Source organism: Actinorectispora metalli (assembly GCF_056323685.1).
This window is the reverse complement of the sequence record NZ_JBREYE010000002.1, coordinates 259,680-272,404: the sequence shown is the minus strand read 5'-3', so window position 1 is coordinate 272,404 and position 12,725 is coordinate 259,680. Positions and strand designations below refer to the sequence as shown.

General features: G+C 67.9%; 13 protein-coding genes. 5 read left to right on the top strand and 8 right to left on the bottom strand.

Annotation, left to right across the window (positions count from 1 at the left end):
- Positions 1 to 20: 20 nt before the first annotated feature.
- Positions 21 to 866 (bottom strand): hypothetical protein, encoded by an 846-nt coding sequence (locus tag ACU6XJ_RS21515; protein ID WP_476314617.1) that lies wholly within the window; start codon positions 864 to 866, stop codon positions 21 to 23.
- Between the two features lie 339 nt (positions 867 to 1,205).
- The gene (locus tag ACU6XJ_RS21510) at positions 1,206 to 2,039 is read right to left on the bottom strand and encodes a class I SAM-dependent methyltransferase (protein ID WP_476314614.1); all 834 of its coding nucleotides are present in this window, start codon (positions 2,037 to 2,039) and stop codon (positions 1,206 to 1,208) included.
- Between the two features lie 94 nt (positions 2,040 to 2,133).
- On the opposite strand from ACU6XJ_RS21510, the gene ACU6XJ_RS21505 reads away from it, so the two are divergent.
- A complete protein-coding gene (locus ACU6XJ_RS21505; protein ID WP_476314611.1) occupies positions 2,134 to 2,694 on the top strand; it encodes a helix-turn-helix domain-containing protein in 561 nt (186 codons plus the stop codon).
- 61 nt (positions 2,695 to 2,755) lie between these two features.
- Here the strand turns inward: ACU6XJ_RS21505 and ACU6XJ_RS21500 are convergent, their stop codons facing one another.
- On the bottom strand, positions 2,756 to 3,190 hold the full coding sequence (locus ACU6XJ_RS21500) for a hypothetical protein (protein ID WP_476314608.1): 435 nt from the start codon (positions 3,188 to 3,190) through the stop codon (positions 2,756 to 2,758).
- Between the two features lie 228 nt (positions 3,191 to 3,418).
- Here ACU6XJ_RS21500 and ACU6XJ_RS21495 point away from each other — a divergent pair, with 228 nt between their 5' ends.
- From ACU6XJ_RS21495 to ACU6XJ_RS21480, 4 genes are all read left to right on the top strand, one after another.
- Entirely contained in the window at positions 3,419 to 4,606 is a 1,188-nt protein-coding gene (locus ACU6XJ_RS21495) for a sensor histidine kinase (protein WP_476314605.1), read from the top strand.
- 25 nt (positions 4,607 to 4,631) lie between these two features.
- Positions 4,632 to 5,297, top strand: a complete 666-nt coding sequence (locus ACU6XJ_RS21490; protein ID WP_476314602.1) for a response regulator — start codon at positions 4,632 to 4,634, stop codon at positions 5,295 to 5,297.
- 37 nt (positions 5,298 to 5,334) lie between these two features.
- Positions 5,335 to 5,994 (top strand): transcriptional repressor LexA, encoded by a 660-nt coding sequence (gene lexA, locus ACU6XJ_RS21485; protein WP_476314599.1) that lies wholly within the window; start codon positions 5,335 to 5,337, stop codon positions 5,992 to 5,994.
- A gap of 355 nt (positions 5,995 to 6,349) precedes the next feature.
- On the top strand, positions 6,350 to 7,855 hold the full coding sequence (locus ACU6XJ_RS21480) for an HNH endonuclease (RefSeq protein ID WP_476314597.1): 1,506 nt from the start codon (positions 6,350 to 6,352) through the stop codon (positions 7,853 to 7,855).
- A 471-nt stretch (positions 7,856 to 8,326) separates the two neighbouring features.
- Here the strand turns inward: ACU6XJ_RS21480 and ACU6XJ_RS21475 are convergent, their stop codons facing one another.
- Genes ACU6XJ_RS21475 through ACU6XJ_RS21455 form a run of 5 tightly spaced genes read right to left on the bottom strand, consistent with a single transcriptional unit; the run spans position 8,327 to position 12,486 of the window.
- Positions 8,327 to 8,764 carry a DUF6010 family protein gene (locus tag ACU6XJ_RS21475; protein ID WP_476314594.1) on the bottom strand — a complete coding sequence of 146 codons (438 nt, stop codon included), beginning with the start codon at positions 8,762 to 8,764 and terminating at the stop codon, positions 8,327 to 8,329.
- Positions 8,765 to 8,798: 34 nt separating this feature from the next.
- Positions 8,799 to 9,827 (bottom strand): LLM class flavin-dependent oxidoreductase, encoded by a 1,029-nt coding sequence (locus ACU6XJ_RS21470; protein WP_476314591.1) that lies wholly within the window; start codon positions 9,825 to 9,827, stop codon positions 8,799 to 8,801.
- Positions 9,805 to 10,995, bottom strand: a complete 1,191-nt coding sequence (locus ACU6XJ_RS21465) for an MAB_1171c family putative transporter (RefSeq protein ID WP_476314588.1) — start codon at positions 10,993 to 10,995, stop codon at positions 9,805 to 9,807. Before ACU6XJ_RS21465 ends, ACU6XJ_RS21470 begins: the two co-directional genes overlap by 23 nt.
- Entirely contained in the window at positions 10,964 to 11,941 is a 978-nt protein-coding gene (locus ACU6XJ_RS21460) for a hypothetical protein (protein ID WP_476314585.1), read from the bottom strand. Before ACU6XJ_RS21460 ends, ACU6XJ_RS21465 begins: the two co-directional genes overlap by 32 nt.
- The gene (locus ACU6XJ_RS21455; protein WP_476314582.1) at positions 11,938 to 12,486 is read right to left on the bottom strand and encodes a hypothetical protein; all 549 of its coding nucleotides are present in this window, start codon (positions 12,484 to 12,486) and stop codon (positions 11,938 to 11,940) included. The genes ACU6XJ_RS21460 and ACU6XJ_RS21455 overlap by 4 nt, the downstream gene beginning before the upstream one ends.
- Positions 12,487 to 12,725 lie beyond the last annotated feature (239 nt).

Here is a 12,725-nt window from a genome sequence, read left to right as displayed (position 1 = left end):
CACACCGGCCCGGCGCTTCGCTAGGAGGCCGTGCAGTTCTTCTGCGCGTCCACGCGGACCTTGCGGCCGGTGAACTCCTCGATGATCGCGATGTTCTCCGGAGCGTAGTTCTTGGCGGTGATCTTGGCGACGTCGGCGCTGCCCAGCTTGGCGGCGTACGGCTCGGACTGGTCCAGCCAGTAGGCCGACCGCAGGAACTGGATCAGCACCAGGTCGCGCATGGCGGGCTCGGCTTTGATCTTGTTCCAGTAGTCGGGGTGCTTGCTCTTGGCCACCCGCAGGTAGAGCTGGAGGTAACGCAGGTTGGTGGCGACGATGTCCCGGGAGTTGCTGGCTCCGATCCCGCGGATGTAGTCGGCGACCACGCTCGCCGCGGGCAGGCCCATCAGCCCGCCGTTGAGCTCGGCGAGGACGCCCTGCATGCGGTAGTCGCCCTGTTGCTTGTCCCGCAGGTAGATGTCGTCCATGGTCTTGGTGAGGTTGTCGGTGATCAGCGGCAGGATCTCCTTGCGGGCGAATCCGCCGTGCAGCGGCACCTTCATCGCCTTCTGGGAGGCGTTGATCCAGGACGAGGTGTAGACGTCCCAGGAGGTTCTGGACGCGTCCAGGTCCCACATGTGGGTTTCCTCGTGGATCGCCACCATCATCGACTCGGCGAGTGCGTCGAAACTGGATTTGTCCACGAACTGGCTGAAGTACTTGTCGTTGGCCTGGGCGATGGCGAGTCCTTCGCCGCTGGGCCAGCGCCGCTTGTACATGGCTTGGATGGTCTGCAGCCAGTTCGATGACCGGAAGGCCGCCTTGATGTCACTCACATCGGCCTTGGGGAAAGACGGTTCCTCGTAGCAGAACGGGCTGGGCGCCATGCCGTTCTCCTGGACCGCGCCCGAAAGAGGGGCCGCGGCGGCGGAGCCTGGTACCAGGGAAAGGACAAGGGCGGCGGTCAGAATACGGAGACGTTTTCTTCGGCTCACACGGACCTCGATTCAGGGCAGGGACTTCCGTGGGCTGTGACGGGCACCGGGCAGGACCGGCTGCTCGTCACGACCACCGTAAGCACCCGGGTTCGACGGGTCCAGACCAATGGTGGCATTCATCCGGGCGGGTTCGCGCCGACTATCAAACATATTCGCTCTGAAACGAGTGGAATTCCCGAAATTCCATCCGCTGGTGAATCGCAAGAGTGAAGAATGGCGCAGGCACTGTCAGCGGTCCGCCAGCAGGCCGAAGTGGACCGACTTGGCGGTCAGCAGGAACAGGTCCTGGCGGCGGTCGACCGATGCCGGGTCGGCGGCGTCGAGCAGGCGGTCCAGGGTGGCCAGGTCGTCGGCCTCGAGCAGTTCCTCGATCCCGGTGCGCAGCCGGGTCAGCCGTTGCCGCACCCAGCGGCGGATCCCGTCGTCGACCGGGGTGAGATGCTCGACCAGGAACGCCTTGCTGCGCGTCTCGGACAGTCCCGCCGTGCGCAGCATGGCGGGCCAGTCCTCGACCACGGAGACCGAACCGGGGAGTTCGGCGCGCATGCGGTTGTACCGCTCGATCATCGCGGCATCCAGCCGGAACTGAAGTCCAGGGCGGCCGAAACCGAGGTCGTTCGGCAGGAACCGGGTGGGCAGTCCGCCTTCGACGACGGCCAGCACACCGCCGGGCCGCAGCAGCGCGGCCAACCGGCGCAGCACGTCCTGCTGGTCGCCGACGTGGTGCACGGCCTGACTCGACCACACCAGGTTGGCGGCGGGCAGCCCGTCGAGGCCGTCGGGGAAGTCGGCCTGCCGGGTCCGCAGGCTCACACCGAGCCGCTCGGCCCGGCTCTCCGCACGCGCCAGCAGTTCCGGGGTGCCGTCGACCGCCACCACCTCCGCCTCCGGGAACGCGGCCGCGAAGTGGCAGGCTGCCACGCCGGGACCGCTGCCGATGTCCAGGACCCGCCGCGGGTTGAGGTGCTGGAGTTCGGCGATGGCCTGCCGCACGTAGGGGGCGTCCGCGTCGCCTTCGAGTTCCAGCATGTCGGCCATCGCGGCCCAGTCGAATTCGTTCATCGCTTGCGCTTCATGGTGGTTGTGCGTCATGCCGCCACCATGCGCCGGACCGCGCCGACTTGACAAACCTTGTTGCTGTTTCTGCAATAGCGGAATGGATGAGGTACTCGCCGCCGTTGGACCGAGGCTCAAGAGCATCCGGCTCGCCCGAAAGTGCACCCTCGCGGCGCTGGCGGCAGCCACCGGCATCTCGGTCAGCACGCTGTCCCGGTTGGAGTCGGGTCAGCGCAAACCCAGCCTGGAGTTGCTGCTGCCGATCGCCAGGGCGCATCAGGTCCCGCTCGACGAACTGGTCGGCGCTCCGCCAGTCGGCGATCCCCGCGTCCGGCTCAAGCCGGTCCGGCGCGGCGACACCACCGTGGTGCCGCTGACCCAGCAGCCGGGCGGGCTCCAGGCGTTCAAGATGATCATCGGGGCCGCGCGTAGCACGCCGGACCCGCGCACCCACGAGGGCTACGAATGGCTCTACGTGCTCAGCGGGAAGCTGCGGCTGGTGCTCGCCGAGCACGACGTGGTGCTCAAGGTCGGCGAGGCCGCGGAATTCGACACCCGGCTGCCGCACTGGTTCGGCAGCACCGGGGACGGTCCGGTGGAGGTGCTCAGCCTGTTCGGGCCGCAGGGCGAACGGATGCACGTCCGGGCGAAATCGCGCTGAGCCCGAACACAGGCGAACGGCGGGCCCGCCACCCCCAGATGGCGGGCCTGCCGTCACACGGTCACTTCTTGATCTTGATGCAGGCCACGTCGATGCCTGCGATGGACCCGCAGACCTTGTTTCCGTGCCTCATCTGGCGCTTGTAGTCGAACCGCCAGGAGTCGCCCTTACGCAGGACGTGCGGGCTGGTCTTCGTCGCTCCGTCGTAAGTGCTGGAGATGTTGCCGTGTCCGTTGACCTTGCCCTTCTTGTTGGTGACGGTCGCGTAATGCACCATCAATCCCTTGCCGTTGACGTAAATGCAGGTGGTGCCGTGACACCCGGTGGCGCTGAAGATGCCTGCCCCCGATTCGTGCACGGTCACGACCGTGCCGTCATTGGCCGCCTCCACCGTGGGCGTGGCGGTTCCCGCTGCGGCGGGACCGGCGAAGCCCAGCGAGCCGAGCGCGATTGCCGCCGCGACACCCACGGACGCGAACAAGCGGTTCTTTCGCACGTTCATCATTCCCCTCAGAATCCCCATTCGACTCATCCCCCGCATTCGGTCGGATGATGATGACGACGAGAAATCTATTGACGCATTCTCGGGAAAGCGTCATACGAGGAGTGTGCATCGCGGCGAAACCTGCGGCCGAGGGGAACCGGCACGCCTCAACCACCGCGGTAGGCGATCCTCAACCGTGGGTATGACGACCGGCGCCTGGCGCGCACCTAGGGTGAGCGCATGCGTGGCGGGTACCTGCGATGGCTGCGCCGACGCGCACCGGTCGCCGTCGACCCCCTGATCGCGGTGGTCCTGGTGGTGATCGCCTGGCTGGTCGGCGGCCAGTACTTTCCGCGCAGCTGGGGCGACGACCCCACCGCCTACCTGCTCACCGCGCTGGTCTTCGCGCCCATGGCGATCCGGCGGCGCGCCCCGGTGACTGTGTTGCTGCTCAGCTCGCTGGCGCTGGCCTGCTACCTGGCGATGGGCTACGACCAGCTCGCGCTGAACTTCTGGGGGCCGGTGCTCGCCCTCTACACGCTGGCCGCCCTGCGCCCACCGAAGGTGACCGCGCTGGGCATGGCGCTGGTGGTGCCGGTCCTGTTCTGGGCCGCGCTGCGGCTGGAGCTGCCGATCGAGGTGGGCGTCGCCGAATCCATCGGCATCCCCGCGATGGCCTGGGTTTTCGGCGCCAACAGCCGCAAGCTCGCGGTGCGCAACCTCCAGCTGGCGGAGCTCGGCGAACAGCTGCGCCGTGAGCAGGAGCAGCGCACGGCGCAGGCGGTCACCGAGGAACGGGTGCGGCTGGCCAGGGAGCTGCACGATGTGGTCGCCCACCACATGTCGGTGATCGCGGTGCAGACCGGCCTCGCGGGCTACGTCTTCGACCAGGACCGGGCCACCGCACGGGCGGCGCTGGACACCATCGCGAACACCAGCAGGCAGGCGTTGCAGGAGATGCGGCGGATGCTGGTGCTGCTGCGCACCGACTCCGACCTGCCCGCCACCGACCCGCGCGCCCCGGCCCCTGGCCTAGCGGACCTCCCCGAACTCGTCGACCGGATGCGGGCGGCGGGCCTGACGATCACGCTGGAGGTCATCGGCGACCCCGGCCAGGAACCGCTGCCTTCCGGCGTGCAGCTGTGCGCCTACCGCATCGTGCAGGAATCACTGACAAACGTGATCAAACACGCGGGCCCGGTTCCGGTGAGCGTGTGCGTTTCCCGTCAATCCGCCTCATTGGAGGTCCGGATCAGCAACAATCCCGGTCAAGCCGGGCAACCCGCCGTCGGCGGCACCCGGCTCGGCCTGATCACCATGCGGGAACGCGCCGCGCTGTACGGCGGCAGCCTCCATGCCGCCCCACGGGCGGATGGCGGCTTCGAGGTGGCATTGGCCCTTCCCCTCGGCGGTGACGCCGGGGTATGAGGAAACGCAGACAGGGGGAGTCGCGTTGGTCAAGCTGCTTGTGGTGGACGATGAGATCCTGATCCGCGCCGGGTTGGCCGCGCTGCTGCGCGCCACCCCCGGCATCGAGGTGGTCGGCGAGGCCGCCGACGGGCGGCAGGCACTCGAGCAGGCCGCCGCCACCCTCCCGGACGTGATCCTGATGGACATCCGCATGCCCGGCATGGACGGCATCACCGCCACCGAGCGCATCCTGGCCGCGCCGACGCCGACCCGCCCCCGCATCGCGGTCCTGACGACGTTCGACCTCGACGAGTACGTCTACGCGGCGCTGCGCGCCGGAGCTGCGGGCTTCCTGCTCAAGGAGACCGAGCCCCACCAGATCGTGGTCGCCGTGCACACCATCGCCGCGGGTGACTCGCTGTTCGCGCCCACCGTGGTCCGCAGGCTGGTCGAAACCTACGTCGGCAGAGCACCGGACCCGGTCCCGCCTGCACTGGACCAGCTGACGCCGCGGGAGCGCGACATCCTCCGCCTGGTCGGCACCGGCCGCAGCAACGGCGAGATCGCCGACCACCTCACCGTCAGCGAGGCCACGGTCAAAACCCACCTGCACCGCACGATGACCAAACTCGCCCTCACCAGCCGCGCCCAAGCCGTCGTCGCCGCCTACGAAAGCGGCCTGGTCACCCCGGGTCGCCCGGTCACCTGAACGATTCGTACCGAACGGTCCGCTCTAGGATTCGGCGGTGACCGACTACGACCCGGCTTGGGAACACCTGGACACCTCGCTGCTGCCGCCGCGTCAACAGCGGATCCTGGTGACGATCCGGGACTTCGTCCAACGCAACGGCTACCCGCCGAACACCCGGCAGCTCGCCGAGTCCGTCGGACTGCGGTCGTCGTCCTCGGTGTCGAAGCACCTCAAAGACCTGGAGGACAAGGGGTTCCTGCGCCGAGGCGAGAGCGTGTCGCGTCCGATCGACGTGCGGCTGTTCCTCCGCGACCAGACGCAGGCGCGGGGTGACAGCGGGGACTCCGTGGCGGTGCCGGTGGTGGGCGATATCGCGGCGGGCACCCCGATCCTGGCCGATGAGCACTCCGACGATGTGCTCACGCTGTCCCGCCAGTTGATCGGCGGCGGTACGGTGTTCGGGCTTCGGGTCCGTGGGGATTCCATGATCGATGCCGCGATCTGTGATGGCGACATCGTGGTGGTGCGGCAGCAGCCTGAGGCGCATTCGGGGGATATCGTCGCGGCGATGATCGACGAGGAGGCCACGGTGAAGGTGTACCGGCGCCGGGGTGGTCATGTTTATCTGGAGCCGCGCAACGCTGCCTACGAGGTGATTGACGGGGACAACGCGGTTGTGCTGGGCAAGGTCGTCTCGGTGATGCGTCGCGTCTGACCGGTGCGTCGGCCGTCTGGCCCGTCGACCAGGTTTTGAAAACGGCGGGGAGATCTGTGTGCTGGGCTGGTGGGTTTTGGGATCTGCTGGTGTGGGGGTTTCTGTTGGGTTTGGTGGGATTTGTTGTTTGACATGGGGCCCCTGCGGTGCCGCGGAAGGGCTTTACCGGGCAGGCTTCGCATGCCCTTCCTCGCGGCGAGCTTAGCGGCACCGCCACCCCATGTAAAACAACAAATCCCACGATACAATTTGTTGGCGTCCGGTCGAGTGTCGCCTTTTCGGTGACCTTGCGTGATTGATTGCCTGGCCCTTTCGGATGATGCGATATCGAACAGGTATTCGATATCATGGGGGTATGACTTCTTTGGGGGAGCTCCGTCACACCTCGCCGGTGGGTGAGGTGTTGGAGGCCGTGCTGGCCACCGACATCTCGGCGGTCTCCGATGATGAGGCGTTGTCGGTGGTGGTGTTGGCCCGCCGGTTGCAGAGCTTCGCCAAAGCGGTGGAATGGGAGGCCGCCTACCGGTTGTGGGAGATCCGCAAGGCCGAACCGGAGGTGTCGTGGGGCTCGTTCTGCGACACCGAGATCGCCTCGGCGGCGAAGCTGTCCCCGCGTGCGGCCGACCGGGTCCTCAGCGACGCGGTGACCATCTTCGGGGACCTGCCCGCCACCCACGCCGCCCTGAAAGAGGGGCGGATCGACATCGGGCATGCCTACGCCATCGCCCACGCCACCTCCGTCCTCGACCCCGAGATCCGAACCCGAGTCGAGCAGGAAGCCTTGGTGAAGGCTTCCGGTCGGACCGCGCCGCAGTTGGCCAGCATCCTGCGGCGCACGGTCGCCCGGGTGGACCCCCAGGGCTGCGAAAAGCGCTCCGAGCTACGCCGCAGAGACACCTACGCGTCGAAGAAGCCCGGTGAGGACGGGTTCGCCCACTACATCATCGGCGGCGCCACCGAAAAGATCTCCGTCGTCGACGACCGGGTCGACAAGATCGCCCGCGCACTCAAACGCGACGGGGACGAGCGCACCCTCGACCAACTCCGCTCCGACATCGCCCTCGGCCTGCTCGCCGGCACCCTCGACGAACGCACCCGCCACCTCGCCGCCTCCACCACGGCGGTCCTGCACATCATCACACCGCTGACCACCCTGATCGGCGCCGATGACGTGCCGGTGGAGCTGGCCGACGGCAGCATGCTGCCCGCGTCGGTGATGCGGAGCATCATCGACACCCACCGCGACACCGTCGTGTTCAAGCGGGTCCTGGTCGACGACGCCGGCATCGCGCTCCCCCTCAAGCAGAAGGTCTACCGACCCGGCCGCGAACTCACCCGCTACATCAAAACCCGCAACCCGAGATGCTGCTTCCCCGGCTGCACCCGCAAATCACGCAGCACAGGAATCGAACTCGACCACACCCACCAATACAGCCAAGGCGGCCCCACCAGCCACACCAACCTCGCACCCCTATGCGCCCGCCACCACCACACCAAACACCGAGGCGGATGGACCGCAACCCAACCCCACCCCGGCACCCTGCACTGGACCAGCCCCACCGGACGCACCTACCAAATCCCCCCACAACCCCTACTCGAACCCCCACCCCACACCCACACCAAGCCACTCAACAGCAACCCGCACAACATTGATCCGCACAACAGCACGAGGCCGACCCGAACGGCACACCACCCGAAACCCTCATCGACCGCACCACCGAACCGACCCACACCACCACTCACGTCACCACGCACTCCACAAAACACCCACCCCACCAACCGAACCCGCCGCACACCCACACCCATATCCACCTTCAGATTCGGCGATTCCGGAGAAAGCGAAGAACCTCCACCCTTCTGAACCGACACCATCCGCACGCCATCCGAACCGGCAGGCCCTTCCGAACCAGCGGCGTCGGCCACGCATCCTGAATCGACGGCGTCAGTACACCCCTCTGGACTGACCACGCCGGCACGCTATCCATAACCGACCGCAATCGACCCTTCTGAACTCCGGCATCGATACGCCCCTCGAATTCACGGCGTCGACATCCGTCCACAACTGCCGGCGTAGCAGCTACGAATCTCGTGCTACCTACTCAAAATCACCCACTGGTCATCCGAACCCAGGCGGGATTTTTTGATGATTTTCTGTGGGGGGAGCGGTGGTGCTAAGCTCGTCCGCGAGAGGGGCATGCGAAGCCTGCCCCGGAAAAGCCCCTCCGCACCACCGCTAGGGGCCCCACATAAAATCATCAAAAAATCTCGCCCGCGAACCCCAACCAAACGCAACCCAAAACCCATTAACAAACCACGCAGGACTCAACAGCCGCTAGTCAGCGCCATCCGCACCCGCCGGATCAAGCCGTCGGCGACGGGCGAAGCGGTCGCGGAGAAATCCGGTGACCGAGGGCCCTCCCGCGAAGCACCAGGCGGCGATAACAGGGTCGCAGATCGCGCAACCCAGAGACGAGTGCTCTGCGAACGGCAGGATCGGGTTGCCGTACAGGTGGTGCACCGCATCCCACGCGGTGTGCAGGAGCCAGGCGATGCCGATGAAGGTCCAGGACTCCAGTCCTCGGTACGCGCAGTAGGTGGCGATGATCGTGAAGGCGATCTCCCATGGTCCGAAGCCGCCGCCGCTGAGGTAGGCGGCACCCGCGCCCGCGACCATGATGGCGTTGAAGCGGCGGCGTCGGTTCGGTTCTCGGATCAGGGAATTGACCAGTACGTACGCGAGGCCGATCAGAATCGGCGCGATGACAATCATGTGTTCACGTTAGAACCCTTGCGGGCGAATGGGTTCAGCGGTTCGAGCTGGAGCGGAGGCGGTCGGCGATGCCCGCGACCAACTCGTAGGACAGCAGGCGATCTGCGTGGTGGTACACGGGTGTGGTCACCATAAGCTCGTCGGTGCCGGTGTCGTCGAGGACCGCTTGCAGGTGCTTGGTGACCGTCTCCGCGCTTCCGACGAGGACGCTGCCCGAGCGCTTGGCGATCTCGGCGCGGTCGTCATCGGTGTAGGGGTAGGCCGCCGCGTCCTCGGGACTCGGCAGTCGGATGCGGTTGCCGCGGACTCGGCTGAGGACCTTCAACCGGGTGGAGCCCGCTAGCCATTCGGCGCGTTCGTCGTCCTCGGCGACGATGACGGACACGCTGACCAACATCGTCGGGGTCGCGGCGTGGTCGGAGGGGCGGAACCGCTCCCGGTAGCCGCGGATGGCCTCGGTTCTGGCCTCCGGGTTGAGGTGGCCCGCGAAGGCATAGGGCAGGCCGAGTTCGGCGGCGAGTTCGGCGCTGGCGGTGCCGGAGCCGAGCAGCCACAGCCGTGGGGTGTTTCCGCCGAGGACGGGAATCGCCTTGACCGGGGCGTCCTCGGGCGGGTCGAGGTAGGCCAGCAGTTCCTCCAGCTGCACGCGGAAAGGCTTCGCGGTCCGCTCGCTTTCGGGGCGCACCTCTTCCACAGCGACTCGCGCTCCGCCCGGTGCGCGGCCGATGCCGAGGTCGATCCGTCCGGGGTGGAGTGCGGCCAGCGTGCCGAACTGCTCGGCCACCACGATCGGAGCGTGGTTGGGCAGCAGCACCCCGCCCGCGCCGATCCGCAGGTGCCGGGTGACGTTGGCCAGGTGTGCGATGAGGACGGCGGGTGCGGAGCTGGCGACGCCGCGCATGCTGTGGTGTTCGGGCACCCAATAGCGGTGGTAGCCCAGCGAATCCGCCAGCGTCGCGAGGTCGACGGTGTTGCGCAGCGCCTGTTTCGGTGTGGAGCCCTGCACGATCGGCGAGGTGTCCAGCACCGACAGCCGCAGGTCAGCTCGCGGGGACCCGCTCATGCTCGTCCTCTCCGATCACGCCGCGCCTGCGTAGCTCGTCCCCCACCTCGATCATCCACCGGGCGCGGTCACGCCAATCCGGGAAGTCCGGTTCGAGGCGCGGGTACGGCGGCACCGGTTCGGGCAGGTCGCCGCCTGCCCACTGCTCCTGCCGCTGTTCGGCGCGGCGGGTCAGGCCCTGGGCTATGACGTCCGCGGCCGCGGCCGGATCGCGCATGTCGCCGGTGGGCTCCGGGCAGTCCCGCGCCAGTTCGCTCAGCCCGTCGGTGATCTCGGTGGTGACCCGCTCGAAGTCGTCGTCCCGGTGCCCGGTGTTCGCACCGCCCAGCGCGATATAGGGAAACTCCGCGGTCAACGCCCGCCACAGGGGCAGCAGCCGCGCGCTGTAGCGGGCCCGCAACCGCCGGTCGTGACGCGCTCGCAGGCGCACCACCGCGGTCGCCAGCGGAACCAGCGCCAACCCCAGCGCCAGCACGAACTGCCCGGTGAGCTGACCGGTGGAGTACAGGACGGTCAGGAGGTCTGGGTCGAAGCTCGTGTCGAACTGACGCACGCCCTGGCGGATGAGGACCACCGCGTCGACGCCGAGCGTCATCAGCGCGGACCCGGCGATGACGAGCCAGAACGCGGCCCGCGCCCAGGGATGGCTCAGCTTGCGCCGCAACACCATGGCGCGGCGGACGCCGACGAAGTAGACGGTCAACGCGTAGCCGGACACCGCGAGATACCAGGCGCTGCGCTCCCAGTCGTGGTACCGCTCCGGGCTCGCGGCGGGCCGCTTGATGCCGTCGGGCGCGAGGTCCTTGACGACCACCATGACGATCAGCGCGACGATCAGGAACGACAGCTCGAAGAGCGCCTTGCGCTTGCGCTCGGACTCGGGCCGGTCGGTGTTCGCCAGCAGGAAGTAGGTGGCCCAGCAGTACGCCATGGCCATCCAGCACCCGTTGATGAGGTGGATCCAGGAGGGTCCGAAGAAGTCCTTCACCGGCTCCAGCAACGGCGTGCGGATACCCACGGTGGCGGCGAAGGAGAGGAACACCAGCCCGGGGGCCAGCACCCGCAGCGCGAGGTCATCGCGTCTGCGGGCCAGTTGGAAAAGCTCCCAGACCGTGACCGCGCAGATGACCGCGGCTTTAGTCCAGCGGATTGCCAGTTCGATAGTCATCCCTGAATCCAAACGCCGCGGCGATGCTGTGGTCGACAGGTCCTGCTTCGGTCGGGAGGTGGTTCGGCCGCCGTCTCTCCCGCGCCAGCCTCGCCAGCATCCGCGCCCCGACCTCGGCCTCCCACTCGCGCCAGTCGGCGTACGCGCCGACCGCGTCCGGTTCGGCGGCCACCACACCGCAGGTGAGGGTGTCGCCCTCGGCGAGGTGGTCGCGGACGAGGTGCATCACCTCGTGGTAGATCACCAACGCCTGCTGGGACGTGGGGGCGTTGCGTTCGATGAGGATCTGGTCGACGCGTCGGGTGGGCGCCAGGTGCCCGACGCCGGTGGTGGCGCCGAGATCGGTCGCGCGGATCTTGATGGGTCTGCCGCGGTGCGCGGCGAGCCGCGCGCACAGTTCGTGCGGATCGAAGGGCGGGTTCAGGCCGAGGTCACCAATCAGGCCATGGCACAGCTGTCGAAGCTGCGCCACGCTCATCGGTGTCGCTGTCATCCCCGTCGTCCCGCGGTCGTGGCGTGCTCCCCCAAACCGACGGCCATCATGCCACGTTCGCAGGGCGTGGCGAACCTGTTCGCGCCGAGACGCCGGAGGGGCGGGTATTCGGCAAATTACGTATGACAGGACGCCTCGGTCCCGCAGCGCGCGGGTGATGAGGTCGTCGCGGACGCGGTCCACCGCCACCGGGTCATCGCCGAAGAACGCGGGGTCGACGTCGAAGAACCGCGCGAGCGCGGCCAACTGGTCCGGCTGCGCGGGCGTGCCGGTGCGGAGGCCTTCCACCGCAACTTGGCCTGAAAGCTCATCGCCCCCGGCCGCGAGCGCTCGGCCGACCTCCGCGTTGGTGTAGGGCCGCAAGGTTCCCGCCGCGTCCGGCGCGGCGACCACGTCGAACAGCCAGTTCACCCGGTCCGCCATCGACCCGGCGCCCCCATCGCCGGCGGTCACGCAGCAGGTCCGTCGGGCTCGTCCTCATCGTCTTCAGCCAGAGCCCGCGCCAGCGCACGCATCATCGACGCCCGCTCCCGTGCCGTCCTGGCGTCGCCCGCCGCATCCCGGCGGGCCGTCTTGGTGATGCCGGAGGCACGGAGCGCGTCCTGCAACTCCCGAGCCGCGGTGCGCAGTTCGTCCTGGGCCTCGCGGCTGTCGGCAAGCTGTTGGCGAAGGCGCTGCTCACGGTCGATCAGGTCGCGCTCCACCTCGTTCGCGACCGCGGGATCGGTGAAATAGCCGACCGGCACCTTGAAGAACCAGGCGATTGCCCTGAGGGTTCGCACCGTGGGGTTCTGCTTGACTCCGCGGCGCAGCTCACTGAGGTGCGACTCCGACAAGTCCCAGCCCTCGGCGCGACAGGCCGTGACGACCTCGCGGTTCGTTACGGTCCGCTCCGGCGAGCCCGCGGGCCGCAGCACCTCGAACAGGCGGTTCAGCCGCTCGCCCAAGCTGTCCGGTGGCCGCGGCGCTCTCGGCGGCTGGTCGCTGTCTGCTGTCATCGCACATCTCCCCCGTCTGAGTAGCACCCCGCGCGGCTCCAGAACAATACGCTGCAGCTCGGCGTCCCTCGAAAGCACTAACCCGCACCGGCACCACACATCAGCGTAGCGCCAGGCACCGATTGTGTTGTAGAGTTTCGCTGAAGCGGTCAGGGGGTCCGCTTCATGAGAGGGCCCGGTTCGCTTAGCGGCCGGGCCGCCGGGGGCATCCGTCGGTGACTTCGCCTGGGGGACTGGCG

What these genes read in the sequence shown, in the direction of transcription:
- ACU6XJ_RS21515 (WP_476314617.1), bottom strand. Translation starts at nt 866, where the DNA reads ATGGCGCCCAGCCCGTTCTGCTACGAGGAACCGTCTTTCCCCAAGGCC.
- ACU6XJ_RS21510 (WP_476314614.1), bottom strand. Translation starts at nt 2,039, where the DNA reads ATGAACGAATTCGACTGGGCCGCGATGGCCGACATGCTGGAACTCGAA.
- ACU6XJ_RS21505 (WP_476314611.1), top strand. Translation starts at nt 2,134, where the DNA reads ATGGATGAGGTACTCGCCGCCGTTGGACCGAGGCTCAAGAGCATCCGG.
- ACU6XJ_RS21495 (WP_476314605.1), top strand. Translation starts at nt 3,419, where the DNA reads ATGCGTGGCGGGTACCTGCGATGGCTGCGCCGACGCGCACCGGTCGCC.
- ACU6XJ_RS21480 (WP_476314597.1), top strand. Translation starts at nt 6,350, where the DNA reads ATGACTTCTTTGGGGGAGCTCCGTCACACCTCGCCGGTGGGTGAGGTG.
- ACU6XJ_RS21475 (WP_476314594.1), bottom strand. Translation starts at nt 8,764, where the DNA reads ATGATTGTCATCGCGCCGATTCTGATCGGCCTCGCGTACGTACTGGTC.
- ACU6XJ_RS21470 (WP_476314591.1), bottom strand. Translation starts at nt 9,827, where the DNA reads ATGAGCGGGTCCCCGCGAGCTGACCTGCGGCTGTCGGTGCTGGACACC.
- ACU6XJ_RS21465 (WP_476314588.1), bottom strand. Translation starts at nt 10,995, where the DNA reads ATGACTATCGAACTGGCAATCCGCTGGACTAAAGCCGCGGTCATCTGC.
- ACU6XJ_RS21455 (WP_476314582.1), bottom strand. Translation starts at nt 12,486, where the DNA reads ATGACAGCAGACAGCGACCAGCCGCCGAGAGCGCCGCGGCCACCGGAC.